Consider the following 26,484-nt stretch of genomic DNA (forward strand, 5'->3'; position numbering starts at 1 on the left):
TGAGTTCATTTCTCAATGGACGATTCAGGATTTACTCTACAGACGGTAATGCGCACTTTTTTTCAGGAAGCCCGGACGTGACCAACCCCACTGCTGAAACCGAAAGCGCGGCGCAAATCCGACGCACGGCGCTCTACCTGACCCTGGCACAAGTGCCCGAGGGTAAAGTCGTCAGTTACGGCCAGCTTGCCGAACTGGCGGGATTGGGTCGCGCCGCCCGTTGGGTCGGGCGAACGCTGAGCCAATTGCCCGGCGACACCAAATTACCCTGGCACCGGGTGCTGGGTGCCGGCGGCCGGATCAGCCTGCCCGTGGGCAGCCCGTCGGGGGATGAACAACGGGCCCGATTGCGCATGGAAGGCATCAGTGTCCTGAACAATCGTGTTGATATTCAGCGTCATGGCTGGCGCCCGGTAGAGCACAGCGGTTAGAGTGCGCGCTTTGTTTCCGTAATTCTTGAGGCAGACTCCAGCCCATGCCCCGTAAAACCTGGCGCGCCGCGCTCGCCGCCTATGCCAGCCCCTCGACGCTCGTGTTGTTGCTGCTTGGTTTCGCCGCCGGCCTGCCCTACATGCTGGTGTTTTCGACGCTTTCAGTCTGGCTGCGCGAAGCCGGTGTTGCCCGCGAAACCATCGGCTATGCAAGCCTGATCGGCCTGGCCTACGCCTTTAAATGGGTCTGGTCCCCGCTGCTCGACCAATGGCGCCTGCCACTGCTCGGCAAGCTCGGTCGACGACGCTCCTGGCTGGTCCTGGCCCAGGCTCTGGTGATCCTCGGCCTGATCGGGATGGGTTTCTGCGATCCGCAAAAGCACCTGTCCTGGCTGATCGCCATCGCGGTGGTCGTCGCCTTCGCTTCCGCAACGCAAGACATTGCCGTCGATGCCTATCGTCTGGAAATCGCCGAAGAAAACCGCCAGGCCGCATTGGCCGCCAGCTACATGGCCGGTTATCGGGTCGCCGCCCTGCTGGCGACGGCCGGCGCACTGTTCTTCGCCGAAGGGTTCGGCTCCACCGGATTCAACTATAAACATGCGGCGTGGACCGGCACTTATGTGCTATTCGGCGTCTTGATGATCCCGGCGCTGCTGACCACCCTGTTCATGCGCGAACCGCCGGTGCCACTGCGCACTCAGCTTCAGGCCGGACGCTACAGCTTCGTGCATCAATTAGTGTCTGTGTTCGTACTGATCGTGCTGCTGGTGTCGGTACCGGCCATGTTCACCCAGCTCTACTACACCGACTTCGCCAGTGTTCTGTTCAACGGCGTGAGCCTGCTCGACCTGCTGCTCGAAGACCGCGCGTTCCTGCGGGCAATTCTCTACATCACGCTCACCGCTCTGTGCTTGTCGGCCATGGGGCGACGCGGCCTGGCGCCGGTGCTGACGCCGGTCAACGACTTCATCCTGCGTTACCGCTGGCAAGCCCTGCTGCTGCTCGGGCTGATCGCCACTTATCGGATGTCCGACACGGTCATGGGTGTGATGGCCAACGTGTTCTACATCGACCAAGGGTTCACCAAAGATCAGATTGCCAGCGTCAGCAAGATTTTCGGCCTGATCATGACGCTCGTCGGTGCCGGCATGGGCGGCCTGCTGATCGTACGCTTCGGCATCCTGCCCATCCTGTTCATCGGCGGCGTTTCATCGGCCGCTACCAACCTGTTGTTCCTGATGCTTACGGACATGGGTCCCAATCTGCAAATGCTGATCGTCACCATCTCGCTGGATAATTTCAGCTCTGGCCTGGCGACTTCGGCGTTCGTCGCTTACCTGTCGAGCCTGACCAACCTCAAGTTTTCCGCCACCCAGTACGCCCTCCTCAGTTCGATCATGCTCTTGCTGCCCCGTCTGATCGGTGGCTACTCCGGGGTCATGGTGGAGAAATTCGGTTATCACAATTTCTTCCTGATCACCGCCCTGCTGGGCGTGCCGACCCTGTTGCTGATCGCCTTGCACTGGTTCCAGGAAAACCGTCGCGCCGGTCCGACGCCGACGCCGGAGCCGGCTCAGACCCCGGTCGCGGAAGAATCGTAGGATTCTTTACGCCGCAAGCATCGCAGATGGCGAGCAGAATCTCGCCCTCTGCCCACACAGCCGGCCGCACTCCTGTACGCCAGCAGATCTCGCCCGTACAATGTTCCGTCATTTCTCGTCATCAGCAACCGACAACGGCCAACCATGCGCACCAGTCAATTTTTGCTCGCCACACAGAAAGAAACGCCTTCCGACGCGGTCGTCATCAGCCATCAGCTGATGCTGCGCGCCGGCATGATCCGCAAACTCGCCTCGGGCCTGTACACCTGGCTGCCCATGGGCTTGCGAGTGATGCGCAAGGTCGAAGCCATCGTGCGGGAAGAAATGAACGCCGCCGGCTCTCTCGAAGTGTTGATGCCGAGTACCCAACCGGCTGAACTGTGGCAGGAATCCGGTCGCTGGGAAGAATACGGCCCTGAATTGCTGCGCTTCAAGGATCGCCATGGTCGTGACTTCTGCGCCGGCCCGACTCACGAAGAAGTGATCACCGACCTGATGCGCAACGAATTGAGCAGCTACAAACAGCTGCCGATCAACCTGTATCAGATCCAGACCAAATTCCGTGACGAAATCCGCCCACGCTTCGGTTTGATGCGCGGCCGCGAGTTCATCATGAAGGACGCCTATTCGTTCCACGCCGATCAGGCATCGCTGCAGGTCACCTACGACCGCATGCACCAGGCGTATTGCAACGTGTTCACTCGCCTGGGCTTGAAGTTCCGTCCGGTTGAAGCCGACAACGGCTCGATCGGTGGTGCCGGCTCCCACGAATTCCACGTACTGGCCGAATCCGGCGAAGACGACATTGTCTTCAGCAACGGTTCCGACTACGCCGCGAACATCGAGAAAGCCGAAGCCGTACCACGGGAAACCTCTCGCGCCGCTGCGACCGAAGAGCTGCGCCTGGTTGACACACCGAACGCCAAGACCATCGCGCAACTGGTCGAAGGCTTCAACCTGCCGATCGAAAAAACCATCAAGACCCTGGTGGTGCACGCTGAAGAGAAAGGCAAACTGATTGCCCTGATCATCCGTGGCGATCACGAGCTGAACGAAATCAAGGCCGCCAACCAGCCTGGCGTAGCCAGCCCGCTGGTCATGGCTTCCGAAGCCGAACTGCGCGATGCCATTGGCGCCGGCGCCGGCTCCCTGGGCCCGTTGAACCTGCCGCTGCCGATCATCATCGACCGTTCCGTCGAGCTGATGAGTGACTTCGGCATTGGTGCCAATATCGACGACAAGCACTACTTCGGCGTGAACTGGGAGCGCGATCTGCCGGTTCCGACCGTCGCCGACCTGCGTAACGTTGTCTCAGGCGACCCAAGCCCTGACGGCAAAGGCACCCTGGAAATCAAACGCGGCATCGAAGTCGGGCACATCTTCCAGCTGGGCAACAAGTACAGCAAGGCAATGAAGTGCGAAGTGCTGGGCGAGAACGGCAAGCCGGTCACCCTGGAAATGGGCTGCTACGGCATTGGCGTGTCCCGCGTGGTAGCTGCCGCCATCGAGCAGAACAACGACGACAACGGGATCATCTGGAGCGACGCCCTGGCTCCGTTCCAGATTGCCCTGGTACCGCTGCGCTACGAAACCGAGCAGGTTCGCGAAGCCACCGACAAGCTCTACGCAGAATTGACTGCCGCCGGCTTCGAAGTGCTGCTGGATGACCGCGACAAGAAAACCAGCCCTGGCATCAAGTTCGCGGACATGGAACTGATCGGCATTCCACACCGGATCGTGGTCAGTGACCGCGGCCTCGCCGACGGTAACCTGGAATACAAGAGCCGCACCGAGGCCGAGGCGCAAGCGCTGCCGGTCGCTGATGTGCTGTCCTTTCTCCAGGCCCGTATCCGCCGCTGACACCAGATAGGGACGTCATGTTCAAGCGAAACACCTTAGGCCTCGGTGGTGCCGCCCTGTGCGGCGCCCTGCTGGTCAGCGGCTGTGCCAATCAGATGTCACAACGTAGCGAGCACGAGGAACGGGTCGAGCGCAAACTGCTCGATCACAGCCTGCAGATCGATGTCGGCGAGCCCAAGGTGCTTGAGCTGCCGCAACGCCGGGTGAAGATCCACGAGCAGAAGACCTTCGAAGTCACCGAGTTCGAAGTCACGCGCCACTATGACCGCTACACGCCTTACCAACCCTGGAGGGAGATCTATGAGATCCCGCTGGGCGCGGTGGCCGTGGTGGCCGGTGTCGGTGCGAACGTGGTCAACGTGTTCGCCCTCGGCAATCTGCCGGACAGCGTGACGAAGGACTGGCTCAGCTACGGTTTCGCCGGGCTCAACCCGTTCATGAACGTGCAGTCCCATGGCCGGGCGCAACAGAACCTGGCGGGCATCGACGAAGTGCAGCGTGACAAGCGCACGGAATATTCGAGCCTGCCGTGGAGCGAGCGTCCGGTGCAGGTCAAGGCCGGCAAGGACACCTTCGAGCTGAGCACCGACCGTAACGGTGTGTTGCGCCTGAACCTGCTGGACAGTCCGTTCGCCGAACATGACCTCAATCATCTGGGCAAGCTGCAGATCAGCGTCGAGGACAACAAGGACGACGTGCACACCGATTCGTCCCTGGCGATCAGCAGCAACTTGCGAGGCAAGCTGCTCGAAGCGCATGGGCTGATTTACGACGACCTCGAAGACGACGAAGTGAGCCAGTGGGTGCACCGGGTCAAACGTCTGTCGGAACTGGGTCTGGAAGAAGAAGCCAGCGAGCTGGAACAGAGCCTGATCGAACTGACCCGCAACGATCCCGAGTTGCAGGCTGAATTCCTCAAGTCGCTGACCAAGGATGCCGGGCGACTGGTGGCGGATCCGGGACCGAATTAAACGCTTGAAAGCATCGCGGGCGATCCGACTTGCCCGCGATGAAGCCTTACATTCAACGCTGAACTACCGCTCAAACAACTCCATCTGCTCAAACCCGCCCCGCAAATCCTCCAGCCTCACCCCAACCCCCAACAACCGCACCGGTTTCCCGCCTCGATTGAAAGCCTGGGTCAGCATCAACTGATAACTCCCCAGATCCCGCCCTGCCCCGGCCTGCTCCAACGTGGTCTGGGTAAAATCATGGAACTTCACTTTGACGAACGGCTTGCCCGGGCGATAGCTGCTGTCGATCCGTGCCATGCGACCATTCAGGGACTCCAGCAACTCGGGCAATTTATCCAGACAGCTCAGCAGATCCGGCAAATCCACGTCGTAGGTGTTTTCGACGCTGACCGACTGCCGGCGACTGTCGTTGTGCACCAACCGCTCATCGATCCCACGGGCCAGGCTCCAGAGTCGCTCGCCAAAGCTGCCAAATTCGCGCACCAACGCCAATTTGCTCCACTCGCGTAACTGCAAGCAATCGACGATGCCAAGCTTGCCCAGTTTGTCGGCGGTCACTTTGCCAACGCCGTGCAGCTTGCTCACGGGTAAGCCACTGACAAAGTCCTCCACCTGATCCGGCGTGATCACGAACAAGCCATTGGGCTTTTTCCAGTCACTGGCGATCTTGGCAAGAAACTTGTTCGGCGCCACGCCGGCCGACACGGTGATGTGCAGCTGGTTGGACACCCGACGGCGAATATCCTGGGCGATTCGCGTGGCGCTGCCGCCAAAATGCGCGCTGTCCGACACGTCGAGGTAGGCCTCATCCAGGGAAAGCGGCTCGATCAGATCGGTGTAATCGCGAAAGATCGTATGAATTTCCTTCGATGCGTCTCGATAGGCATCCATGCGCGGCTTGACGATGGTCAGGTCCGGACAGAGTTTCAAGGCATGTCCGGAAGACATGGCTGAACGTACACCATAAGCCCGCGCTTCATAGTTGCAGGTGGCAATCACGCCACGCCGATCCGCCGAGCCGCCCACCGCCAGTGGCTTACCGGCCAGGCGCGGGTCGTCACGCATCTCGATGGCGGCGTAGAAACAGTCACAATCGACGTGGATGATTTTTCGCTGCGTCATATAAAAGCGGTGTTCATGGCGAATAAATGAAGTATTGGCGACCCGGACCGGCAGTATCTCACTGACACCTGTATATAGCACCAGTACTCGGAATGTTCTTTTTCATTCGTAGGAAAAGCGCCGGAGGAATTTATTTTCTCAATCGAAAGCATCCTCTCAATAGAGCAACAAGCCTTGCCCTGCTTGCGTTTCAGACCGATCACTCGTCCCTGCCTGCACCTAAGCGCTTGAACAGAAACAGGTTTTACCGAGATTTAAGGTTGACAGCCCGGCGATCCTCTGTAGAATGCCGACACACAGACGCGGGATGGAGCAGTCTGGTAGCTCGTCGGGCTCATAACCCGAAGGTCGTCGGTTCAAATCCGGCTCCCGCAACCAAACATCAAAAAAGGCTACTCGACAGAGTGGCCTTTTTTGTGCGCGCCTGTTTTATAAAAATCAGCGGTCTATGCCTTTCGGCACAGAAACAAGAAATCGTTCTGATTCCGAAACTTAGGTCTCCCCTGCGACCGTTCACCGTCGTTTTACACTTATTTGAGCCATACTGGGATTAACGGTTGACACTCCGGCGTTCGCCTGTAGAATGCCGCCACACAGACGCGGGATGGAGCAGTCTGGTAGCTCGTCGGGCTCATAACCCGAAGGTCGTCGGTTCAAATCCGGCTCCCGCAACCAAACATCAAAAAAGGCTACTCGAAAGAGTGGCCTTTTTTGTATCTGTTGAAAAAGTCCTTTCGCAACAATGATCTGCCACTGTGCAGTGAGCCGTTCGGGATCGCCAGACTGTGAATTCAGACCCCGCTGAACCGCAGACGGAATCCTCAACGACTGATGAGGCGCCATCGCCGACAGCCGGTGAGAGGCGTTAATATTTGTGATTATTTTTTTCTACAGGGATTGGTAACTTGGCTGGATACCCCCATCCTGTCGCGCACAATCCAAGAGGTGATTGATGCGCGCCAACTCGTCTGATCCACAAGACACCGTCACAGCGACACAACCGATCAAAGCCGAGCGTCTGCGCTTGCTGGATCGAATCAGCAAATACCGTCAGCCCATCGGGCTGGCGGTCACTTTGCTGCTGTTCGCCATCGCGCTGATTGCCTGTCGTCATCTGCTGAGCGAACTCGATCTGTATGCGCTGCACGACTCGATCCTTGAAGTGCCGAAACCGGCCTTGTTGGGTGCACTCGGCGCGACTGTCGTCGGCTTCATCATTCTGCTGGGTTACGAATGGTCGGCCAGCCGTTATGCCGGCGTAACTCTGGCACCACGAATACTGGCGCTGGGCGGCTTCACCGCATTCGCCATCGGCAATGCCATCGGTCTTTCGCTGCTGTCGGGAGGCTCGGTTCGCTACCGTTTATATGCGCGTCATGGCGTGGGGGCTTCCGAAGTCGCGCACATGACGCTGTTTGCCAGCCTCTCGCTCGGCTGCGCCCTCCCCCCTTTGGCCGCCCTCGCCACCCTCAGCAACCTGCCCGCCGCTTCCGTGGCCCTGGGTTTCTCCGAGACGTTGCTGGGTGCGATTGCAGTGGCCGTGCTGCTGCTCTCTTCGGTACTGGCGATCGGCATCTACCGTCGTCGCTTGCCGGAACAGCCTTACCCGGACAACCTGCTGGTCAAGGCCGGCCGCCGCACCTTGCGCCTGCCGGGTCGCCGCCTGACTTTCCTGCAACTGGTCATCACCGCCCTGGATGTGGCCGCCGCCGCGACGGTACTCTATCTGTTGCTGCCGGAAGCACCGCCCTTCGGTGCGTTCCTGCTGGTCTATCTGTTGGCCCTGGCCGCCGGCGTACTCAGCCATGTACCGGGCGGTGTCGGGGTGTTCGAAGCGATTTTGCTGGCGGCCTTCGCCGACAAACTCGGTGCCGCGCCGCTGGCGGCTGCGCTGCTGCTCTACCGTCTGATTTATGTGGTGTTGCCGCTGCTGGTGGCTTGTGTCCTGCTGCTGATCAACGAAGGCCAGCGCCTGTTTCAAACGCGCCAGTCCCTGCGTGCCACATCAGGCCTGGCCGCGCCGATTCTGGCGGTGCTGGTGTTCCTGTCCGGCGTGGTGCTGCTGTTCTCCGGTGTAACGCCGGAGATCGATACCCGCCTTGAACACATCGGCTTTCTGATTCCGCATCGGCTGGTTGACGCCTCGCACTTTGGCGCCAGCCTGGTTGGCGTGCTCTGCCTGCTGCTGGCTCAGGGCCTGCGTCGCCGCCTGTCGGCCGCCTGGATGCTGACCACCATTTTGTTGCTGGTAGGCGCCCTGCTCTCGTTGCTCAAGGGGTTCGACTGGGAAGAGGCCTGCCTGATGACCCTGACGGCGAGCCTGCTGGGGGTTTTCCGACGTTCGTTCTACCGCCCCAGCCGTCTGACCGAAGTGCCGTTTTCGCCGCTGTATCTGGTGGCCAGCCTCTGCGTACTCGGCGCATCGATCTGGTTGCTGTTGTTCGCCTATCAGGACGTTCCGTACAGCCATCAGCTCTGGTGGCAGTTCACCCTCGACGCTGACGCCCCACGCGGCCTGCGTTCGTTGCTTGGCGCCGCGGTCCTGCTGGTGGTGGTGTCCCTGACCTGGCTGCTGCGTACCGCGCGCCCGGTGATCCACCTGCCAACGTCCGATGAACTGGAGCGCGCGGTAAACATCCTGATGGCTTCGTCCCAGCCGGATGGCGGCCTGGCCCTGACCGGTGACAAAGCACTGCTGTTTCATCCCAACGACGAAGCATTTCTGATGTACGCCCGCCGTGGCCGCAGCCTGGTAGCGTTGTATGATCCGATCGGCCCGACCCAGCAACGGGCGGAAATGATCTGGCAGTTCCGTGACCTGTGCGATATCCATCACGCCCGCCCTGTGTTTTATCAAGTGCGTGCCGAAAACCTGCCGTACTACATGGACATCGGCCTGACCGCGATCAAGCTCGGCGAAGAAGCCCGGGTCGACCTCAAGCGTTTCGATCTCGAGGCCAAAGGCAAAGAGATGAAGGATTTGCGCTACACCTGGAACCGCGGCACCCGTGACGGTCTGTCACTGGAGATCCATGAGCCGGGGCAAGCGCCAATGGACGAGCTGAAGGCTATTTCGGACGCCTGGCTGACCGGCAAGAATGTGCGCGAGAAAGGCTTCTCGCTGGGGCGTTTCAGTGATGACTACCTCAAGCACTTCCGCGTCGCGGTGATTCGTTTCGAAGGGCGCCCGGTGGCGTTCGCCAACCTGCTTGAGACCTACGGCCATGAACTGGCCAGCCTCGACCTGATGCGCGCACACCCCGACGCCCCGAAGCTGACCATGGAGTTCATGATGGTCGGCCTGATTCAACATTATAAAAATCATGGATACGCACGCTTCAGCCTGGGCATGGTGCCGTTGTCGGGGCTGCAACCCCGGCGCGGTGCACCACTGACCCAGCGCCTGGGGTCGATGGTGTTCCGCCGTGGTGAGCAGCTGTACAACTTCCAAGGTTTGCGCCGCTTCAAAGACAAGTTCCAGCCCGACTGGGAACCTCGTTATATGGCCGTGCCCGCCGGACTCGATCCGCTGGTCGCCCTGGCCGACACTGCCGCCCTGATTGCGGGCGGCTTGACTGGATTGGTGAAACGCTGATGATTCAACGCTCCCTGCGGTACGTACTGGCCACACTGGTAGTGCTGGCCCTGATAGCTGGTGGCGGTTACTGGTACCTGAAACGCCCGGCGCCAGAACCAACCCTCGAACTGCTGACGCCGGCCGATGGTGCCGCGATGACCCGCGTCATCCCCGGCACCACGCCGCGCGCCCAGGTGCTGGTGGCGGTCAATGAAGAGCAGAAGCTCAGCGACAAACAATTGATGACCCTGAGCCGTAGCGGCTCGGCGCAGATCGTCCAGGTGATCCTGCCCAAGGACTGCATCCAACAAGGTCGCGCCCTGCAAGCAGGCCTCAGAACACTCAAAGGCCCGGCAACCCTGGTCAGCGGCATCGGCCCTGGCGCCGTGCTGGCGTGGCGCTGGCTGGCCGAGCAGAAGGATGACAAGGCCCAGGCCATTTCGGTTGACCTGGCCCTGGAAAAGCCCGGCTGCACGCACCTGCTGCCAAAAAGTGCTGCCCACGGTCACTGGCTGGTGGCCTGGAACGACAACCCGGACGACACCAGCGCCGGCTTCGTGCGTGACCAGCCCAACGCCGAAACCAGCATCAGCGACTACGACATCAACCTGCCGCAAGTGCTGAACAACGAACTGCGCAAAACCCTCGTCGGTGGCGATAAAGCCGCCGGCGGCCTGCAGATTCCGGTGGTCGAAGTGCCGGCCGGTCAGGCCAAGGACACCGTCACCCTGTTCCTCTCCGGCGACGGCGGCTGGCGCGACCTGGACCGCGACGTGGCCGGCGAAATGGCCAAGATCGGCTATCCGGTGGTCGGCATCGACACACTGCGCTACTACTGGCAGCACAAGAGCCCGGAACAAAGCGCTCTGGACCTGACCGAACTGATGCAGCACTACCGGCAGAAATGGGGCACCAAGCGCTTCATCCTGACCGGCTACTCATTCGGCGCCGACGTACTGCCTGCCATCTACAACCGCCTGCCGGAAGCGGAGCAGCAGCGGATCGACGCAATCATCCTGCTGGCCTTCGCCCGCACCGGCAGCTTCGAGATCGAAGTCGAAGGCTGGCTCGGCAACGCCGGCAAAGAAGCCGCCACCGGCCCGGAAATGGCCAAGCTGCCCGCCGCGAAAGTGGTGTGCATCTACGGTGAAGAAGAAGTCGACGAGAGCGGCTGCACCGACAAGACCGCCGTGGGCGAAGCGATGAAACTGCCTGGCGGCCATCACTTCGACGAGAACTACCCGGCCCTGGCCCAGCGGTTGGTGGATGCCATCGTGAAGCGTCAAGCGAAGGAGACGGCTGCTCAGGAGTGAGCTGAGCCGCGCTCACAAAAAAGCCCCCGCTGCCTTATGGTTGCGGGGGCTTTTTCATATGAGTGCAATTAAACCAAACACCGCAGATCCCCTGTGGGAGCGGGCTTGCTCGCTCCCACAAGGGATTTCATCGCCTTCCGTTATACCTTCATGAACTGTCCTCAGTCCCAGGATAGAGGACAGTTGCTAACCGAGGCCAAATGAAAATTCAAGAGTTGACCAAACGAATCATTCCACCGGCTTGATGAGCCGAACGTCATGTAAGCTCTCTCGCCACGTTTAGTTTTGTTTACTCAAGGTATCGCAATATCAGATGACGCCCGCAGACCTTGTAGGCAAACTCCGAATCGTCCTTTTTGGGCTCTTTGCCGCCTTGTTGCGCTTTTCTTCGACGGGATACTCTCCGGACGTCGCTGACCATTCAGCGATCGGGCTTGGAAACCCGTCGAGTTAAGTGCAACAGCGCCCCCCATCAGTACGGCAGCGGTTTTTACAGCTGCGATCCTGTTATGGCGGCTGTGCGTGGGACGCCTTCGGGCGTGCCGGTTCCTTAGCTCCCGGTTTTCCAACCTGCGCACAGCTGCCACCCATTCGCTTGGAAACGAACGTGGCCGCTCCCTCGGGTTAAGGAGTTAGACATGAGCAAAACAGATTCGCCCGCTCCCTCAGAACTAAAAACCATCGGTTTCACGCCCCTCATCTACTGCTCCGATCAGGCATTATTCAACGTCCGCGCCGGCGTCCCCATCGTTGATGCCTTGTCGCAAGCTTCCGACCTGCTGTTCCTCGCCAAATCATTTGCCGAGGATGCGGCCTACATAAAAGACACCGACCGCCACGCCTGGGCCGCGCATTATTTGACGGCAATGGGCAAGGCAGTGATTGATGATGTGGTGAAGGTGCTGACCCCGCGACCTGCCCGGACAAAGACCGAATCTGAAGAAGCGCTGCCTGAAAGCCAGTAAAGGCACATTCCAGCAAACACTCAAATCCCCTGTGGGATTTTCGTAGGTTCGGATCAAGTGCCAGACAATAAAAAGCCCCCGCTACCTTCAAGCAACGGGGGCTTTTTTGATGTGGCTTACATCTCGACCTGAGTACCCAACTCAATCACCCGGTTCAGCGGCAGGTTAAAGAACCGCAGGTTGCCGTTAGCATTTTTCAGCATGAAGGCGAACAACGCCTCGCGCCAGCGGGCCATGCCTTCGAGTTTGGAGGCGATGACTGTCTCGCGACTGAGGAAGTACGTGGTGCGCATCGGGCTGAAGTCCAGGTTATCGAGATGACACAGCTTCAGCGCTTGCGGCACGTCCGGCTCGTCGGTGAAACCAAAGTGCAGGATCACCCGGAAGAACCCTTCGCCGTAGGAATCGACCTCGAAACGCCGTTGTGGCGGGACGCGCGGGATGTCTTCGTACACCACCGTCAGCAACACCACCTGCTCGTGCAGCACCTGGTTATGCAGCAGGTTGTGCAACAGCGCGTGAGGCACGGCATCCGGGCGAGCGGTGAGGAACACAGCTGTGCCCTGGACACGATGCGGCGGTTGCACGCGGATGCTGCTGATGAAGATCGGCAACGGTAAACCGCCTTCGTCAAGACGCTCCACCAGCAGTTGCTTGCCGCGTTTCCAGGTAGTCATCAGTACGAACAGCACGATACCGGCGATCACCGGGAACGCCCCGCCCTGAATGATTTTCGGCACGTTGGCGGCGAAGTAGAGTCCGTCCACCAACAGGAAGCCCAGCAACACCGGAACCGCGAGGACAGGTGGCCACTTCCACAACAGCAACATCACCGCCGACACCAGGATAGTGGTCATCAGCATTGTGCCCGTCACCGCCACACCGTAGGCCGAGGCCAGGGCACTGGAGGACTCGAACCCCAGCACCAACAGAATGACGCCAACCATCAGCGACCAGTTCACCGCGCCGATATAGATCTGGCCTTGTTCGGCACTGGAAGTGTGCTGAATCTCCATGCGTGGAATGTAGCCAAGCTGGATTGCCTGACGGGTCAGGGAGAACGCACCGGAGATGACCGCTTGTGAGGCAATCACCGTGGCCATGGTCGATAACGCCACCAACGGGATCAGCGCCCAGCTTGGCGCCAACAGATAGAACGGGTTGCGGGCCGCTTCCGGATCACCGAGCAGCAAGGCGCCCTGCCCGAAGTAGTTCAGCACCAGGGCCGGCAGCACCAGGATGAACCAGGCCCGAGCGATCGGCTTGCGACCGAAGTGGCCCATATCGGCGTACAGCGCCTCTGCACCGGTCAAGGCCAGCACCACGGCACCAAGAATCGTGATCCCCATGCCTGGGTGGTCCATGAAGAAGCGTACGCCCCACCCAGGGTTTATCGCTTGCAACACTTCCGGGTGCTGGCTGATGCCATACACGCCCATCGCACCGAGCACCAGAAACCAGGTGACCATGATCGGCCCGAACAGAATGCCGATCCGCGCCGTACCGTGACGTTGAATCAGAAACAGCGCCACCAGCACCACCAGCGACAGTGGCACCACCCAATGGTCAATGCCTTCAAAAGCCAGCCCCAGCCCTTCAATCGCCGACAGTACGGAAATCGCCGGGGTGATCATGCTGTCACCATAGAACAGCGCCGCACCGATCAGCCCGCAGACCACCAGCAACGTGCGCAATTTTGCACGCCCCCCCGCCGCTCGTCGGGCCAGAGCGGTCAAGGCCATGATCCCGCCTTCGCCCTGGTTGTCGGCACGCAGCACGAACAGTATGTATTTGATCGACACGACCCAGATCAGCGACCAGAAGATCAGCGCCAGAATACCCAGCACGCCGTCATGGTTGACGGACACGCCATAGCCACCGGAAAACACTTCTTTGAGGGTGTACAACGGGCTCGTGCCGATGTCGCCATAAACCACGCCGACCGCCGCGACCAGCATGCTGATCGGCTTCGCCGCCGAATGCCCACCGGCTATCGCCTGACTACTTGCCTGCCCCATCCATCACTCCTACTACTCAGACCTGGGCTTCTTCGAAGAAGCACTATGCTTTGTCGTGCAGCATGCACTGTTTTACTTGTTGTTACAGACGTTTTGTTGACTGTAGAAAATCGGTAAAGCGTAACGGCGCGAAGCATAGCGCAGCACTCGTCGTATTTCCCTGCATAAAGCTGGTCAAGTGCGCCTCTCATCGCTAGAATTGCGCACTTTTTGACCAGAGGCGCAACATAGCGCCCGTCTGTCGCCTTGCCGTCTTCGGCTGGAGGCGTCCCAAACACCGAGGTTAGACATGTCCACCACTCCTGCGCCAGCCAATCCAAAAGTCGGCTTCGTATCCCTGGGTTGCCCGAAAGCACTGGTCGACTCCGAGCGCATCCTTACCCAGCTGCGTATGGAAGGCTATGACGTTGTGTCCACTTATCAGGACGCCGACGTCGTGGTGGTCAACACCTGCGGCTTCATCGACTCGGCCAAGGCAGAGTCTTTGGAAGTGATCGGCGAAGCCATCAAGGAAAACGGCAAGGTCATCGTGACCGGCTGCATGGGTGTGGAAGAAGGCAACATCCGCAACGTGCACCCGAGCGTGCTGGCCGTGACCGGTCCGCAGCAGTACGAGCAAGTGGTCAACGCCGTGCACGACGTGGTGCCGCCGCGCCAGGATCACAACCCGCTGATCGACCTGGTGCCGCCACAAGGGATCAAACTGACTCCGCGCCACTACGCCTATCTGAAGATTTCCGAAGGCTGCAACCACAGCTGCAGCTTCTGCATCATCCCGTCGATGCGCGGCAAACTGGTCAGCCGCCCGGTCGGTGATGTGCTCGACGAGGCCCAGCGCCTGGTCAAGTCCGGCGTCAAAGAGCTGTTGGTAATCTCCCAGGACACCAGCGCCTACGGCGTCGACGTGAAATACCGCACCGGTTTCTGGAACGGCGCGCCGGTGAAAACCCGCATGACCGAACTCTGCGAAGCCCTGAGCACCCTCGGCGTCTGGGTGCGTCTGCACTACGTTTACCCGTACCCGCACGTCGACGAGCTGATCCCGCTGATGGCCGCCGGGAAAATCCTGCCGTACCTGGACATCCCGTTCCAGCACGCCAGCCCGAAAGTCCTCAAAGCCATGAAACGCCCGGCCTTCGAAGACAAGACCCTGGCGCGGATCAAGAACTGGCGCGAGATCTGCCCGGACCTGATCATCCGTTCGACCTTCATCGTCGGCTTCCCCGGCGAAACCGAAGAAGACTTCCAGTACCTGCTGAACTGGCTGACCGAAGCGCAGCTGGACCGCGTTGGCTGCTTCCAGTACTCCCCAGTTGAAGGCGCACCGGCCAACGATCTGGACCTGGAGATCGTTCCGGACGACGTCAAGCAAGACCGCTGGGAGCGTTTCATGGCGCACCAGCAGGCCATCAGCTCGGCACGCCTGCAAATGCGCATCGGCCGTGAAATCGAAGTGCTGGTCGATGAAGTCGACGAGCAAGGCGCGGTCGGCCGTTGCTTCTTCGATGCCCCGGAAATCGACGGCAACGTGTTCATCGACAACGGCAGCAACTTGAAGCCAGGCGACAAAGTCTGGTGCAAAGTGACCGACGCCGACGAATACGACCTGTGGGCTGAACAGATCTAAACGCAAAAAATACGAAAAGCCCTGCTCTCTTGACGAGATGCGGGGCTTTTTTACGTCTATCGTTTTGTGGGAGAAAGAACTCGCGTCATCCACGCAAGAGAGGCCAGCGGGCATGCACCAATACTCGGTCATTCACACACCGAAACAGAGCGACTACGAAGAACTCATCCAAGTGTGGGAAGCCTCGGTGCGCGCCACCCATGACTTTCTGCCCGACAGCTACATCGAATTGCTGAAGGATCTGGTACTGACCCGCTACCTCGACGCGGTGATGCTGATCTGCACCAAAGACTCGCGCCAGCGCATCACCGGGTTTGCCGGCGTCGCGGCGGGCAAGATCGAAATGCTTTTCATCGATCCGGACCACCGGGGCAAGGGCCTGGGCAAGCAATTGCTGCGCTATGCCCTGGAACACCTGAACGCCGATGAGCTGGACGTCAATGAGCAGAATCCGCAGGCCTTGGGGTTTTACTTCAAGCAGGGGTTCGAGGTGATTGGCCGCTCGGAAGTCGATGGCATGGGCCAGCCTTATCCATTGCTGCACATGCGCTTACGCCAAAACCAGCAACACTCGCAGCATGGCTGACACCATACAGAACCCATGTGGGAACGAGCCTGCTCGCGAAAGCAGAGTGTCAACCGACATTGATGTCGGCTGACAGGTTGTATTCGCGAGCAGGCTCGCTCCCACATTAAAAGCACATGCGGCAAATGGAGCCGGGATTAACCGGCGCCCAGCAGGTACAATGCCCACCCCTTTTTTGTTACGGCCCTGTCATGACTGACCCGATTCGTCTCTCCAAACGCCTCATCGAACTCGTCGGCTGTTCCCGTCGGGAGGCTGAGCTGTTCATCGAGGGCGGCTGGGTCACCGTGGACGGTGAAGTCATCGACGAGCCGCAATTCAAGGTCGACACCCAGAAAGTCGAGCTCGACCCCGAAGCCAAGGCCACCGCCCCGGAGCCGGTAACCATCCTGATGAACGTCCCTGTGGGGATGGATGCGGACACGGCCATGCAAACCCTCAGCGCCGAGACCCTGAGCGAAGAACACCGCTACGGCAAACGCCCGCTCAAGGGCCACTTCCTGCGCCTGACCGCCAGCGCCGACCTGCAGGCCAATGCCAGCGGTCTGCTGGTGTTTACCCAGGACTGGAAGATCCTGCGCAAGCTCACCGCCGACGCCAGCAAGATCGAGCAAGAGTATGTGGTCGAGGTCGAAGGCGACATGGTGGCTCACGGCCTCAACCGCCTGAACCACGGCCTGACCTACAAGGGCAAGGAACTGCCGCCGGTCAAAGCCAGCTGGCAGAACGAAAACCGCCTGCGTTTTGCCATGAAGAACCCGCAACCGGGCGTGATCGCCCTGTTCTGCCAGGCCGTCGGCCTGAAGGTCGTTGCCATCCGTCGCATCCGCATCGGCGGCGTGTCCATCGGCAAAGTGCCTGTGGGGCAATGGCGCTACCTGTCCGGCAAAGAGAAGTTCTAAGGCTTTTCCCGCCGCCATACATTTCGGCGCCGCAGTGTCATGCGGCGCCCACAGCTGAATATCAGGACTGCACACATGATTCATAACGACGTACTGCGCAGCGTGCGCTACATGCTCGACATCAGTGACAAGAAAGTCATCGAGATCATCAAACTCGGCGGCATGGAGGTGACCCTGGAAGACCTGGTGACGTACCTCGACAAAAAAGAGGAAGACGAGGAAGGCTTCGTGCGCTGCCCGGACGAGGTCATGGCGCATTTCCTCGACGGCCTGGTGATCTTCAAGCGTGGCAAGGACGAAAGCCGTCCGCCGCAGCCGATCGAAGTGCCGGTGACCAACAACATCATCCTGAAGAAATTGCGCGTGGCCTTCGAATTGAAGGAAGACGACATGCACGCCATTCTCAAGGCGGCCGAGTTCCCGGTGTCCAAGCCTGAGCTGAGCGCGCTGTTCCGCAAGTTCGGCCACACCAATTACCGCCCGTGCGGCGATCAATTGCTGCGCAACTTCCTCAAGGGCCTGACCCTGCGCGTGCGCCCACAGTAAATCGCCCGCGAACCTTGAATTGCCACCGCTCCTGCAAGGGTGGTGGCATCTCTGAGATTGGTGGTGCGGCCATCGCGGGCAGGCCACGCTCCCACAGGTTTTATGCCGTACACAACAGTTGTGTTCGCTCGAAAACCCTGTGGGAGCGTGGCTTGCCCGCGATGACGGACTGACAGGCACCACCGATCTGGCAACCGCTCGGGTTATCATGCCGCCCTAATCCCCGCCTCGACCCCAGACCATGACCTACAGTGTTTCCCCGATCGGCTTCGTGCGCTCCTGCTTCAAGGAGAAGTTCGCCATTCCGCGCCAACCGCAACTGGCCCCGGCCGCTCGCGGCGTGCTGGAGCTGGTGGCACCGTTCGATCAGGGCGATGCGGTGCAGGGGCTGGAACAGGTCAGCCACGTCTGGCTGCTGTTCCTGTTCCATCAGGCCCTGGAAGAAAAGCCACGCCTGAAAGTCCGCCCTCCGCGCCTGGGCGGTAACAAATCCATGGGCGTATTCGCCACTCGAGCGACGCACCGGCCCAATGGCATCGGCCAGTCGGTGGTCAAACTGGACAAGGTCGAAGCCAATCGGCTGTGGATCTCCGGCATCGACTTGCTGGACGGCACGCCGGTGCTCGACATCAAACCCTACGTGCCTTACGCCGACATCATCGACACGGCGTCCAACAGCATCGCCAGTGCCCCGCCACCGTTGATTCCCGTGCAGTGGACAGACTCGGCGCTGCAACAGGCTCACGGCCACGCTCAGCGGCTTGACGAGCCCTTGGTCGAGCTGATCGAGCAATGCCTGGCACAAGACCCACGCCCGGCGTACCAGATGCCTGCACCGGAAAGGGAATACGGCGCGCAGTTCTGGGACCTGGATGTACGCTGGCATTACCCCGAGGCGGGCGTGATCCGCGTCCTCGAAGTCATTCCCGCGAACGCGTAAACGCCAGAAACGAAAAAGCCCGCATCGTCTTTTCAGACAATGCGGTCTTTGGCTTTTATGTGGCTTACTTCTCGACGAACGCACGCTCGATCAGGTAATCACCCGGCTCGCGCATCCGTGGCGAAACTTTCAGGCCGAAGCTGTTCAACACTTCACTGGTCTCGTCGAGCATGCTCGGGCTACCGCACAGCATGGCGCGGTCGTCCTGCGGGTTGATCGGCGGCAGACCGATGTCGCTGAACAGCTTGCCGCTGCGCATCAGGTCGGTCAGACGGCCCTCGTTCTCGAACGGCTCGCGGGTCACGGTCGGGTAGTAGATCAACTTGTCACGCAGCGCCTCGCCGAAGAACTCGTTCTGCGGCAGGTGCTCGGTGATGAACTCGCGGTAAGCGACTTCGTTGACGTAACGCACGCCGTGGCACAGGATCACTTTTTCGAAACGCTCATAGGTTTCCGGATCCTGGATGACGCTCATGAATGGCGCCAGACCGGTACCGGTGCTGAGCAGGTATAAATGTTTGCCAGGTTTCAAATCGTCCAGCACCAGCGTGCCCGTAGGCTTCTTGCTGATGATGATCTCGTCGCCTTCCTTCAGATGCTGCAACTGGGAAGTCAGTGGACCATCAGGCACCTTGATGCTGAAGAACTCCAGATGCTCTTCCCAGTTCGGGCTGGCAATCGAGTAAGCGCGCATAAGCGGGCGGCCGTTGGGCTGTTGCAGGCCGATCATCACGAACTGACCGTTCTCGAAGCGCAGGCCCGGATCACGGGTGCACTTGAAGCTGAACAGAGTGTCGTTCCAGTGGTGAACACTGAGGACACGCTCGTGGTTCATGTTGCTCATGTACGTGGGACTCCTGGAGATTTGGTCTGCGCATGCTCTGCGCCCGCTCTGGAAAAATGAGCTGCTGCGCGCAATTGCATCGCATTCTAATGGCAGCGACAATATCTGTTAAATGGATTATTAAGATAAGGGTTATCGGTTATATCGATATGCGATTTACTCTCCGTCAACTTCAAGTATTCGTCGCCGTCGCTCAGCAGGAAAGCGTATCCCGTGCTGCGGGTCTGCTCAACCTCTCACAATCGGCGGCGAGCACCTCGATCACCGAGCTAGAGCGTCAGTGCAGCTGTCAGCTGTTCGATCGCGCCGGCAAACGGCTAAGCCTCAACGCCCTCGGCAAACAGCTGCTGCCGCAGGCGGTGGCCCTGCTCGATCAGGCCAAGGAGATCGAAGACCTGCTTAACGGCAAGTCCGGTTTCGGCTCCCTGGCGGTCGGCGCGACCCTGACCATCGGCAATTACCTCGCCACCCTGCTAATCGGTAGCTTCATGCAGCGCCATCCGGAAAGCCAGGTGAAGCTGCATGTGCAGAACACCGCCAACATCGTGCAACAGGTCGCGCACTATGAAATTGATCTGGGTCTAATCGAAGGCGACTGCAGCCATCCAGACATCGAAGTGCAGAGTTGGGTCGAAGATGAGCTGGTGGTGTTCTGTGCGCCCCAGCATCCGCTGGCCAAACGTGGCATAGCGACCATGGAGGAGCTGAGTCATGAGGCGTGGATTCTCCGCGAGCAAGGCTCGGGCACGCGGCTGACATTCGACCAGGCCATGCGACACCATCGCAGCTCGCTGAACATTCGCCTGGAACTGGAACACACCGAAGCGATCAAGCGCGCGGTGGAGTCAGGTTTGGGGATTGGCTGCATTTCGCGCCTGGCACTGCGCGATGCGTTCCGCCGCGGCAGTCTGGTGCCAGTGGAAACACCGGATCTGGACCTGGCGCGGCAGTTCTATTTCATCTGGCACAAACAGAAATATCAGACGTCGGCGATGCGCGAATTTCTTGAACTGTGTCGCGCGTTCACCGCCGGGGTTCAGCGTAGCGATGAGATCGTCCTGCCCTCCATCGCTTAAAGCAGGATCACCGCCCACACCAGAGCAATCATGCTCAAGGCCACCAATTGAGCGGCGCTGCCCATGTCCTTGGCGTTCTTGGACAGGGGGTGCAGTTCAAGGGAAATGCGGTCGATGGCCGCTTCCACCGCCGAGTTGAGCAATTCGACGATCAAGGCCAATAGGCAGACAGCAATCAGCAGCGCCTGCTCCACACGGCTGACATTCAGGAAGAACGACAGCGGAATCAGGATGGCATTAAGTAACACCAACTGCCGGAAGGCTGCTTCGCCGGTGAAAGCCGCGCGCAAGCCGTCCAGGGAATAGCCGGAGGCGTTAAGGATGCGTTTGAGGCCGGTCTGGCCTTTGAAAGGTGACATAGAGTAAGCAACTGACCAAAAAAGAAGTGGGAAAGCTAGATTAAGCAAAGTCAAAAAAGCGTGAACGCGTAGCACCTTAGTGGCTCGAAATTGACTCAAGTTGTTGCAAGAGCAGCGCCGCCTGAGTTCGGGTCCGTACATTCAACTTACGGAAAATGGCCGTGACGTGGGCCTTGATCGTCGCTTCTGAAACGCTCAATTCGTAAGCAATCTGCTTGTTCAGCAAACCTTCACAGACCATGGTCAACACCCGGAACTGCTGGGGTGTCAGGCTGGCAAGGCCTTCGCTGGCAGCCTTGGCTTCGGCGGAAACGCTGACCGCCTCGAAGGCCTGGGGCGGCCAGAAAACGTCGCCATCGAGTACCGCGCGTACGGCTTTTTGAATAACGCTAAGGTCACTGGACTTGGGAATGAAACCACTGGCACCGAACTCACGGGACTTCACCATGATCGACGCCTCTTCCTGAGCCGACACCATCACCACCGGAATCTGCGGGTACTGCCCACGTAGCAGCACCAACCCGGAAAAACCGTAAGCGCCCGGCATGTTCAGGTCCAGTAATACCAGATCCCAGTCGGCCTTTTCGCTCAGACGGGTTTCCAGTTCGGCAATGCTCGCCACTTCTACCAGACGGACATCCGGGCCAAGGCCCAGGGTCAACGCTTGATGCAAGGCACTGCGAAAAAGAGGGTGGTCATCGGCAATCAGGATTTCGTATGTGGCCATTCTTCAAATGATCCTGTTTTTTTATGGGATGCCTGATGCATTCAGGCCTCGCCAAAACAACTCGAGGTGCAGCCACGCAGCGGCACCAACAGGGCACGTTCAACGCCAATCACGTGGCTCTTCACGTAAAAAATATGGCGTACAAAACCTTGGCCGCATCCTGATCGGCGCCAAGCATGCCCAGCGAAGCCGGGGTGGTCAAGTTGCATGGCGCTGCCAACGGGCCTCGTTGTTTGCAGTATGGGCGACGCTCAGCAAACAACAGGTGCGGCATGCTGCACAAAAGGCATCAGCTCGGCGTGGGCCGGGGTCGCAACATTCATGTCCAGCTGATGTTTAGCGTCCAGGTAATGCTGGCTGAACACATCAAAATAGGCGTCCAGTGCCGATGCAGCTGCTGTATCGCCGGCAAGATCGAGGCACAGCGCCGCGACTTCCGCCGTGCACAGGTGCTCACTGCGCGTAGACCTGCGCAATCGGTAGCGTGAAAGCTTCTCGGGGAGCAGGCTCAAAATCGGGAATGCATCGAAATAGGGACTTTTACGGAAAATCTTCCGGGCTTCGGTCCAGGTGGCGTCCAGCAGAATGAACAGTGGGCGCTTGGTACCATCGACCTCGACGCTGTGGGTGACTCGCTCGGGCTCGACGTATTCGCCTGGAAACACCAGGTATGGCTGCCATTGCGGGTCGGCCAACAGCGCCAACAATTGTTCGTCGACTTCGGTGCGCGACCAGATGAATGCATGGTTGTCGCGCACTACATCGGCAATCAGCCAACCAGTATTGCTCGGCTTGAACACTTCTTTGTTGGTCATGATCAGGCACACGCCGCTGCGGGTCTCGACCTGCGGGCGCCAGGCGCACAGACAGTGGCTCTCGATCACCCGGCAAGCACGGCAGCGCGGCGCCCGCCAGCCACGGGCCTGAATCGGCTTGATGCCCTCTTCCTCTCGCTGATCACGCAAGCGGGCTACGGCGTTGGGGGCATGGTTCATCGTGAGCAACACCGGCAGACAGGAAAACTCGACACAAAAAGCACTCGGCAGGACAAAAAGTGGCAGCAGTTTACCAGAGCGACTGGCGCAAGCCTGTACCGTCCAGGCCTCCTCCCCTATAATTCGCCGCCACTGAACGCACAGCCACGTGGCTGGTCGAACCACCAGTCACTGAACCAGGAGAGTTTCATGCTGCGCCTTATCGTTCCCACCGCTGCCGTTTTGCTGGCGTCGTCCTTCAGCGCTCAGGCTGCTTCCTTGAGTGAGCAGAATCTGAACAGAGAGCTGCGAAACGTCGCCGTACAAAGCAGCGTTGGCACTCCACGGGCGATCAACGAAGACATTCTTGATCAGGGCTACACTGCCGAAGGAAAAGTGCTGATCAACCACTTGAGCGTGCAAAGCAGCCACGCCGAAAAAATGCGCGCCGATCCAAAAGCGGTGTACTTCCAGCTTGGCGCCTCCGTATGCAGAAACGAAGGGTTCCGCAAGCTGATGGCCAAGGGCGCGATCATGCGTTACGACTTTACCGAGGTGAAGACCAACCGCCCGGTCGGCTCTGCAAGCTTCCAGGAATCGGACTGCCCGAAAGCGACTCCCGCGAAGAAGAAATAATTATCTGGCATTGGCGCGCCGCTGTTCATCCTCGGCGCGCAGCTCTGCCAACAGCGCCTGCAAGTAGCGCGAACGCCGCTCCCCGCCCTCCAGACGTCGGCAGCACTCCTCTTCGAGACTCAAATGATGGGTCTCGGCCGATGCTTTCAACAATCGATACAGTTGCGCATCGATCTCCAGAGTGACGCTGGGCATGATTTCTCGCCTCCCTGCACGCATTGATCGCCGTTGATCACGCGATAAATCCCTTAATTGCTTGAACGTTGCGTCCTGCCATTGACGCAACGTTGTCGTGTGACGCCTGTAACTTAGTAAATCAGAGCGCAGGACATACGGCTCGCGTTCAGACGAGCGGTGAAAGCACCTTGCAAATCGTCAATAAGCGGTTGCCAGGAAAGACTTTACGGCGCAATGATCAAACCAGCGCAAATCGTTGCGAGGGTCTAAATTCAAAGTGTTCACGTTGTTTTTTTCAAGGGCAGAAAAGGGGCTGCCCATGGCGCGTCTTATTGTGCGAACGTTTCTTTCATTCAAGGGATAAACAGAGCCCGTATGGATGGCTCGATTGCAACCGAGTCAGGTGGAGCGCCCAGGCAAGGGCTTGGGCAGACAGCGACACAAGGGGTGTCGCGGCGCCGACGAGTGTTTTGTCGGGCCGAGGGTTCTGTGCAGAAGGAGAAGTTGAATGCCTTACCAACCGAATGACCTCCTGAGCCGTCATTTTCAAGAAAGCGGCCACGACCTCACCAGCAAGGTCGAAGAACAACTCAACCTGGTTTCACCCAACAGCCCCAACATCCCGATTTACCGCGACATGATCCTGACTGTGCTGCGCATGGCCCAGGAAGATCACAACCGCTGGAACGCCAAGATCACCCTGCAAGCCCTGCGCGAACTCGAGCATGCCTTTCGTGTGATGGAGCAGTTCAAGGGGCGCCGCAAAGTCACCGTTTTCGGCTCGGCCCGCACACCGATCGAACACCCGCTGTATGGTCTGGCCCGAGAACTTGGCGCCGCCCTGGCGCGCTCGGACATGATGGTCATCACCGGTGCCGGTGGCGGCATCATGGCGGCGGCCCATGAAGGTGCCGGCCTGGAACACAGCCTGGGATTCAATATCACCCTGCCCTTCGAGCAACATGCCAACCCCACGGTCAATGGCACCGCCAACCTGCTGCCCTTCCACTTTTTCTTTACCCGCAAGCTGTTCTTCGTCAAGGAAGCCGATGCGCTGGTCCTGTGCCCTGGCGGTTTCGGTACGCTGGATGAAGCGCTGGAAGTGTTGACCCTGATCCAGACCGGTAAAAGCCCGCTGGTGCCCGTGGTGCTACTGGATGCACCAGGCGGCACGTTCTGGCAAGGCGCGCTGGACTTCATTCATCATCAACTGGAGGAGAATCGCTACATCCTGCCGACCGACATGAAGCTGTTGAGCCTGGTCTACAGCGCTGAAGACGCAGTGGAGCAGATCAACCAGTTCTACAGCAACTTCCACTCCAGCCGCTGGCTCAAGCATCAGTTCGTGATTCGCATGAATCACAAACTCAGCGACCGGGCGCTTGAACACATACAGGAGGCGTTCGCCGACTTGTGCCTGAGCGATCATTTCCATCAACACACCTACAGTGGCGAGGAGCACGACGAAGCGCAGTTCAGCCATCTGGCGCGACTGTCCTTCACGTTCAATGCTCGTGATCATGGCCGTCTGCGGGAATTGGTGGACTACATCAACCTGCCGGAAAACTGGGCCCAGTCCAAACCTCAGGCACAACAGCGTACGCGAGAACCGTCCAAGGTGACCTGAACAAAAAACGGCCCGCTATCGAAATAGCGGGCCGTTTTTATTCAATCGTCCATCCCTCGGCCGCTGAACAAGCGGTTGATCATCTCCATGGAATATCCCCGATAACTCAGGAACCTGCCCTGCTTGGCGCGCTCCCGGGCGTCTATCGGTAAATGCCCGGAAAATTTGCGCCGCCAGGTGTCTTCCAGTTGTTCCTGCCAGTGGATACCGCTCTCGCGTAAAGCCAGCTCGATGTCGGTACGTTGCAGACCGCGCTGGCTCAGCTCTTCGCGAATTCGCAAAGGGCCATAACCGGAACGGGCACGGTAGGAAACGAAACTCTCGAGGTAACGGGATTCGGACAACAGGCCCTCTTCCGTCAAGCGGTCGAGTGCTGTGTCGATCATTTCAGGGAGGGCGCCGCGCTGACGCAGTTTACGCGTCAGCTCGACTCGACCGTGCTCGCGTCGCGCGAGCAGGTCCATTGCGGTTCGCCGCACCGCGACGAGTGTATCGAGTACGGCGGTCATTGGATCGATCAGATATCAGCGTCAGCCAGGTCGTCTTCAGTCTCTCTGACGGCCGAAGCCTTGACGTCCGGTGCCGGGGTCAGCAGCTTGTCGCGCAGCTGCTTCTCGAGGGTCGCGGCGATTTCCGGGTTGTCTGCCAGGAACTTGGCCGAGTTGGCCTTGCCCTGACCGATCTTGGTGCCGTTGTAGGCATACCAGGCACCGGACTTCTCGACGAAACCGTGCAGAACACCCAGGTCGATCATCTCACCGTTGAGGTAGATGCCCTTGCCGTAAAGAATCTGGAACTCGGCCTGACGGAACGGCGAAGCCACCTTGTTCTTCACGACTTTGACGCGGGTTTCGCTACCGACGACTTCATCACCTTCTTTCACTGCGCCAGTACGGCGGATGTCCAGACGAACCGAGGCGTAGAACTTCAGCGCGTTACCACCGGTGGTGGTTTCCGGGCTGCCGAACATCACGCCGATTTTCATGCGGATCTGGTTGATGAAGATCACCAGGCAGTTGGCGTTCTTGATGTTACCGGTGATTTTACGCAGCGCCTGGGACATCAGACGGGCTTGCAGGCCCACGTGCATGTCGCCCATTTCGCCTTCGATTTCAGCCTTTGGCACCAGAGCGGCCACGGAGTCGACGATGATCACGTCAACGGCGTTGGAACGCACCAGCATGTCGGTGATTTCCAGGGCCTGCTCGCCGGTGTCTGGCTGGGAAACCAGCAGGTCGTCGACGTTGACGCCCAGTTTGCCGGCGTACTCAGGGTCGAGGGCGTGTTCGGCGTCGACGAATGCGCAGGTCGCGCCGGCTTTTTGAGCCTGGGCGATCACCGACAGTGTCAGGGTGGTTTTACCGGAGGATTCAGGACCGTAGATTTCAACGATACGGCCTTTTGGCAGACCGCCAATGCCGAGCGCGATGTCCAGACCCAGAGAGCCAGTGGAAATGGCCGGGATCGCCTGACGGTCCTGATCGCCCATACGCATTACGGCACCCTTGCCGAATTGACGTTCGATCTGACCCAGGGCCGCAGCCAAGGCTTTCTTCTTGTTGTCGTCCATTAAAGTCCTCACGTAATCAATAAGGCCTG

At 59.3% G+C, this 26,484-nt stretch carries 24 protein-coding genes and 2 tRNA genes; 17 read left to right on the forward strand and 9 right to left on the reverse strand.

Features of this window, described 5'->3' with window-relative positions:
- Nucleotides 1-77: 77 nt before the first annotated feature.
- The 4 genes from ACZ9BB_RS18415 (at nucleotide 78) to ACZ9BB_RS18430 (ending at nucleotide 4,866) form a co-directional block, all read left to right on the forward strand.
- A complete protein-coding gene (locus tag ACZ9BB_RS18415) occupies nucleotides 78-431 on the forward strand; it encodes an MGMT family protein (protein WP_476215125.1) in 354 nt (117 codons plus the stop codon).
- A 44-nt stretch (nucleotides 432-475) separates the two neighbouring features.
- Entirely contained in the window at nucleotides 476-2,035 is a 1,560-nt protein-coding gene (locus ACZ9BB_RS18420) for an AmpG family muropeptide MFS transporter (RefSeq protein ID WP_476215126.1), read from the forward strand.
- 144 nt (nucleotides 2,036-2,179) lie between these two features.
- On the forward strand, nucleotides 2,180-3,895 hold the full coding sequence (locus ACZ9BB_RS18425; RefSeq protein WP_476215128.1) for a proline--tRNA ligase: 1,716 nt from the start codon (nucleotides 2,180-2,182) through the stop codon (nucleotides 3,893-3,895).
- A gap of 17 nt (nucleotides 3,896-3,912) precedes the next feature.
- Entirely contained in the window at nucleotides 3,913-4,866 is a 954-nt protein-coding gene (locus ACZ9BB_RS18430; RefSeq protein WP_476215130.1) for a hypothetical protein, read from the forward strand.
- A gap of 63 nt (nucleotides 4,867-4,929) precedes the next feature.
- Here ACZ9BB_RS18430 and dinB read toward each other — a convergent pair whose 3' ends face one another.
- Nucleotides 4,930-5,991: a DNA polymerase IV gene (gene dinB, locus ACZ9BB_RS18435; RefSeq protein ID WP_476215132.1), complete on the reverse strand. Its 1,062-nt coding sequence runs from the start codon at nucleotides 5,989-5,991 to the stop codon at nucleotides 4,930-4,932.
- A gap of 301 nt (nucleotides 5,992-6,292) precedes the next feature.
- Here dinB and ACZ9BB_RS18440 point away from each other — a divergent pair.
- From ACZ9BB_RS18440 to ACZ9BB_RS18460, 5 genes are all read left to right on the forward strand, one after another.
- Nucleotides 6,293-6,369, forward strand: a tRNA-Met gene (locus ACZ9BB_RS18440).
- 220 nt (nucleotides 6,370-6,589) lie between these two features.
- Nucleotides 6,590-6,666: transfer RNA gene (locus tag ACZ9BB_RS18445), tRNA-Met, on the forward strand.
- Between the two features lie 277 nt (nucleotides 6,667-6,943).
- Nucleotides 6,944-9,586 carry a bifunctional lysylphosphatidylglycerol flippase/synthetase MprF gene (gene mprF, locus ACZ9BB_RS18450; protein ID WP_476215134.1) on the forward strand — a complete coding sequence of 881 codons (2,643 nt, stop codon included), beginning with the start codon at nucleotides 6,944-6,946 and terminating at the stop codon, nucleotides 9,584-9,586.
- A complete protein-coding gene (locus ACZ9BB_RS18455; protein WP_476215136.1) occupies nucleotides 9,586-10,881 on the forward strand; it encodes a virulence factor family protein in 1,296 nt (431 codons plus the stop codon). The genes mprF and ACZ9BB_RS18455 overlap by 1 nt, the downstream gene beginning before the upstream one ends.
- Before the next feature lie 638 nt (nucleotides 10,882-11,519).
- On the forward strand, nucleotides 11,520-11,846 hold the full coding sequence (locus tag ACZ9BB_RS18460) for a DUF3077 domain-containing protein (protein WP_476215138.1): 327 nt from the start codon (nucleotides 11,520-11,522) through the stop codon (nucleotides 11,844-11,846).
- A gap of 116 nt (nucleotides 11,847-11,962) precedes the next feature.
- Here the strand turns inward: ACZ9BB_RS18460 and ACZ9BB_RS18465 are convergent, their stop codons facing one another.
- Nucleotides 11,963-13,864, reverse strand: coding sequence for a potassium transporter Kup (locus tag ACZ9BB_RS18465; RefSeq protein WP_476215140.1), 1,902 nt, complete (start codon nucleotides 13,862-13,864; stop codon nucleotides 11,963-11,965).
- A gap of 289 nt (nucleotides 13,865-14,153) precedes the next feature.
- Here ACZ9BB_RS18465 and rimO point away from each other — a divergent pair, with 289 nt between their 5' ends.
- The 5 genes from rimO (at nucleotide 14,154) to tsaA (ending at nucleotide 18,465) form a co-directional block, all read left to right on the forward strand.
- The gene (gene rimO, locus ACZ9BB_RS18470; protein ID WP_258697298.1) at nucleotides 14,154-15,491 is read left to right on the forward strand and encodes a 30S ribosomal protein S12 methylthiotransferase RimO; all 1,338 of its coding nucleotides are present in this window, start codon (nucleotides 14,154-14,156) and stop codon (nucleotides 15,489-15,491) included.
- 112 nt (nucleotides 15,492-15,603) lie between these two features.
- Nucleotides 15,604-16,077 (forward strand): acetyltransferase, encoded by a 474-nt coding sequence (locus ACZ9BB_RS18475; protein ID WP_476215143.1) that lies wholly within the window; start codon nucleotides 15,604-15,606, stop codon nucleotides 16,075-16,077.
- A gap of 191 nt (nucleotides 16,078-16,268) precedes the next feature.
- A complete protein-coding gene (locus tag ACZ9BB_RS18480) occupies nucleotides 16,269-16,979 on the forward strand; it encodes an rRNA pseudouridine synthase (RefSeq protein WP_476215145.1) in 711 nt (236 codons plus the stop codon).
- A gap of 75 nt (nucleotides 16,980-17,054) precedes the next feature.
- Nucleotides 17,055-17,525 carry a YehS family protein gene (locus tag ACZ9BB_RS18485; RefSeq protein WP_476215147.1) on the forward strand — a complete coding sequence of 157 codons (471 nt, stop codon included), beginning with the start codon at nucleotides 17,055-17,057 and terminating at the stop codon, nucleotides 17,523-17,525.
- A gap of 241 nt (nucleotides 17,526-17,766) precedes the next feature.
- The gene (gene tsaA / locus ACZ9BB_RS18490) at nucleotides 17,767-18,465 is read left to right on the forward strand and encodes a tRNA (N6-threonylcarbamoyladenosine(37)-N6)-methyltransferase TrmO (RefSeq protein ID WP_476215149.1); all 699 of its coding nucleotides are present in this window, start codon (nucleotides 17,767-17,769) and stop codon (nucleotides 18,463-18,465) included.
- A gap of 64 nt (nucleotides 18,466-18,529) precedes the next feature.
- Here the strand turns inward: tsaA and fpr are convergent, their stop codons facing one another.
- Entirely contained in the window at nucleotides 18,530-19,309 is a 780-nt protein-coding gene (gene fpr / locus ACZ9BB_RS18495; RefSeq protein WP_003443014.1) for a ferredoxin-NADP reductase, read from the reverse strand.
- Between the two features lie 149 nt (nucleotides 19,310-19,458).
- On the opposite strand from fpr, the gene ACZ9BB_RS18500 reads away from it, so the two are divergent.
- A complete protein-coding gene (locus tag ACZ9BB_RS18500; RefSeq protein ID WP_476215151.1) occupies nucleotides 19,459-20,385 on the forward strand; it encodes a LysR family transcriptional regulator in 927 nt (308 codons plus the stop codon).
- Here the strand turns inward: ACZ9BB_RS18500 and ACZ9BB_RS18505 are convergent.
- The 3 genes from ACZ9BB_RS18505 to ACZ9BB_RS18515 form a co-directional block, all read right to left on the reverse strand.
- Nucleotides 20,382-20,744, reverse strand: coding sequence for a diacylglycerol kinase (locus ACZ9BB_RS18505; RefSeq protein ID WP_019580981.1), 363 nt, complete (start codon nucleotides 20,742-20,744; stop codon nucleotides 20,382-20,384). The two genes, ACZ9BB_RS18500 and ACZ9BB_RS18505, sit on opposite strands and share 4 nt — an antisense overlap.
- 76 nt (nucleotides 20,745-20,820) lie before the next feature.
- On the reverse strand, nucleotides 20,821-21,471 hold the full coding sequence (gene erdR / locus ACZ9BB_RS18510) for a response regulator transcription factor ErdR (protein WP_476215154.1): 651 nt from the start codon (nucleotides 21,469-21,471) through the stop codon (nucleotides 20,821-20,823).
- A 251-nt stretch (nucleotides 21,472-21,722) separates the two neighbouring features.
- Entirely contained in the window at nucleotides 21,723-22,466 is a 744-nt protein-coding gene (locus ACZ9BB_RS18515; RefSeq protein WP_476215156.1) for a tRNA-uridine aminocarboxypropyltransferase, read from the reverse strand.
- A gap of 189 nt (nucleotides 22,467-22,655) precedes the next feature.
- On the opposite strand from ACZ9BB_RS18515, the gene ACZ9BB_RS18520 reads away from it, so the two are divergent.
- Entirely contained in the window at nucleotides 22,656-23,081 is a 426-nt protein-coding gene (locus ACZ9BB_RS18520) for a PA3611 family quorum-sensing-regulated virulence factor (protein WP_007940563.1), read from the forward strand.
- On the opposite strand, the gene ACZ9BB_RS18525 is transcribed toward ACZ9BB_RS18520, so the two are convergent.
- Nucleotides 23,082-23,276 carry a hypothetical protein gene (locus tag ACZ9BB_RS18525; protein ID WP_476215158.1) on the reverse strand — a complete coding sequence of 65 codons (195 nt, stop codon included), beginning with the start codon at nucleotides 23,274-23,276 and terminating at the stop codon, nucleotides 23,082-23,084.
- Between the two features lie 490 nt (nucleotides 23,277-23,766).
- On the opposite strand from ACZ9BB_RS18525, the gene ACZ9BB_RS18530 reads away from it, so the two are divergent.
- On the forward strand, nucleotides 23,767-24,885 hold the full coding sequence (locus ACZ9BB_RS18530; RefSeq protein WP_476215160.1) for an LOG family protein: 1,119 nt from the start codon (nucleotides 23,767-23,769) through the stop codon (nucleotides 24,883-24,885).
- 41 nt (nucleotides 24,886-24,926) lie between these two features.
- On the opposite strand, the gene recX is transcribed toward ACZ9BB_RS18530, so the two are convergent.
- Both recX and recA read right to left on the reverse strand, forming a co-directional pair.
- Nucleotides 24,927-25,394 carry a recombination regulator RecX gene (gene recX, locus ACZ9BB_RS18535; RefSeq protein ID WP_476215161.1) on the reverse strand — a complete coding sequence of 156 codons (468 nt, stop codon included), beginning with the start codon at nucleotides 25,392-25,394 and terminating at the stop codon, nucleotides 24,927-24,929.
- Between the two features lie 8 nt (nucleotides 25,395-25,402).
- The gene (gene recA, locus ACZ9BB_RS18540) at nucleotides 25,403-26,455 is read right to left on the reverse strand and encodes a recombinase RecA (RefSeq protein WP_007940559.1); all 1,053 of its coding nucleotides are present in this window, start codon (nucleotides 26,453-26,455) and stop codon (nucleotides 25,403-25,405) included.
- Nucleotides 26,456-26,484: the final 29 nt, after the last annotated feature.

The sequence above is a fragment of the Pseudomonas sp. TE3552 genome (genome assembly GCF_056278945.1).

Excerpts from the sequence above, each read along its gene's own strand:
- recA (WP_007940559.1), bottom strand. The coding sequence starts at position 26,455 with ATGGACGACAACAAGAAGAAAGCCTTGGCTGCGGCCCTGGGTCAGATC.
- ACZ9BB_RS18515 (WP_476215156.1), bottom strand. The coding sequence starts at position 22,466 with ATGAACCATGCCCCCAACGCCGTAGCCCGCTTGCGTGATCAGCGAGAG.
- ACZ9BB_RS18505 (WP_019580981.1), bottom strand. The coding sequence starts at position 20,744 with ATGTCACCTTTCAAAGGCCAGACCGGCCTCAAACGCATCCTTAACGCC.
- ACZ9BB_RS18475 (WP_476215143.1), top strand. The coding sequence starts at position 15,604 with ATGCACCAATACTCGGTCATTCACACACCGAAACAGAGCGACTACGAA.
- ACZ9BB_RS18480 (WP_476215145.1), top strand. The coding sequence starts at position 16,269 with ATGACTGACCCGATTCGTCTCTCCAAACGCCTCATCGAACTCGTCGGC.
- ACZ9BB_RS18500 (WP_476215151.1), top strand. The coding sequence starts at position 19,459 with ATGCGATTTACTCTCCGTCAACTTCAAGTATTCGTCGCCGTCGCTCAG.
- ACZ9BB_RS18420 (WP_476215126.1), top strand. The coding sequence starts at position 476 with ATGCCCCGTAAAACCTGGCGCGCCGCGCTCGCCGCCTATGCCAGCCCC.
- ACZ9BB_RS18525 (WP_476215158.1), bottom strand. The coding sequence starts at position 23,276 with ATGCCCAGCGTCACTCTGGAGATCGATGCGCAACTGTATCGATTGTTG.
- rimO (WP_258697298.1), top strand. The coding sequence starts at position 14,154 with ATGTCCACCACTCCTGCGCCAGCCAATCCAAAAGTCGGCTTCGTATCC.
- ACZ9BB_RS18455 (WP_476215136.1), top strand. The coding sequence starts at position 9,586 with ATGATTCAACGCTCCCTGCGGTACGTACTGGCCACACTGGTAGTGCTG.
- tsaA (WP_476215149.1), top strand. The coding sequence starts at position 17,767 with ATGACCTACAGTGTTTCCCCGATCGGCTTCGTGCGCTCCTGCTTCAAG.
- ACZ9BB_RS18465 (WP_476215140.1), bottom strand. The coding sequence starts at position 13,864 with ATGGGGCAGGCAAGTAGTCAGGCGATAGCCGGTGGGCATTCGGCGGCG.
- ACZ9BB_RS18425 (WP_476215128.1), top strand. The coding sequence starts at position 2,180 with ATGCGCACCAGTCAATTTTTGCTCGCCACACAGAAAGAAACGCCTTCC.
- ACZ9BB_RS18530 (WP_476215160.1), top strand. The coding sequence starts at position 23,767 with ATGCCTTACCAACCGAATGACCTCCTGAGCCGTCATTTTCAAGAAAGC.
- ACZ9BB_RS18460 (WP_476215138.1), top strand. The coding sequence starts at position 11,520 with ATGAGCAAAACAGATTCGCCCGCTCCCTCAGAACTAAAAACCATCGGT.
- ACZ9BB_RS18430 (WP_476215130.1), top strand. The coding sequence starts at position 3,913 with ATGTTCAAGCGAAACACCTTAGGCCTCGGTGGTGCCGCCCTGTGCGGC.
- ACZ9BB_RS18485 (WP_476215147.1), top strand. The coding sequence starts at position 17,055 with ATGATTCATAACGACGTACTGCGCAGCGTGCGCTACATGCTCGACATC.
- erdR (WP_476215154.1), bottom strand. The coding sequence starts at position 21,471 with ATGGCCACATACGAAATCCTGATTGCCGATGACCACCCTCTTTTTCGC.
- recX (WP_476215161.1), bottom strand. The coding sequence starts at position 25,394 with ATGACCGCCGTACTCGATACACTCGTCGCGGTGCGGCGAACCGCAATG.
- mprF (WP_476215134.1), top strand. The coding sequence starts at position 6,944 with ATGCGCGCCAACTCGTCTGATCCACAAGACACCGTCACAGCGACACAA.
- dinB (WP_476215132.1), bottom strand. The coding sequence starts at position 5,991 with ATGACGCAGCGAAAAATCATCCACGTCGATTGTGACTGTTTCTACGCC.
- fpr (WP_003443014.1), bottom strand. The coding sequence starts at position 19,309 with ATGAGCAACATGAACCACGAGCGTGTCCTCAGTGTTCACCACTGGAAC.
- ACZ9BB_RS18520 (WP_007940563.1), top strand. The coding sequence starts at position 22,656 with ATGCTGCGCCTTATCGTTCCCACCGCTGCCGTTTTGCTGGCGTCGTCC.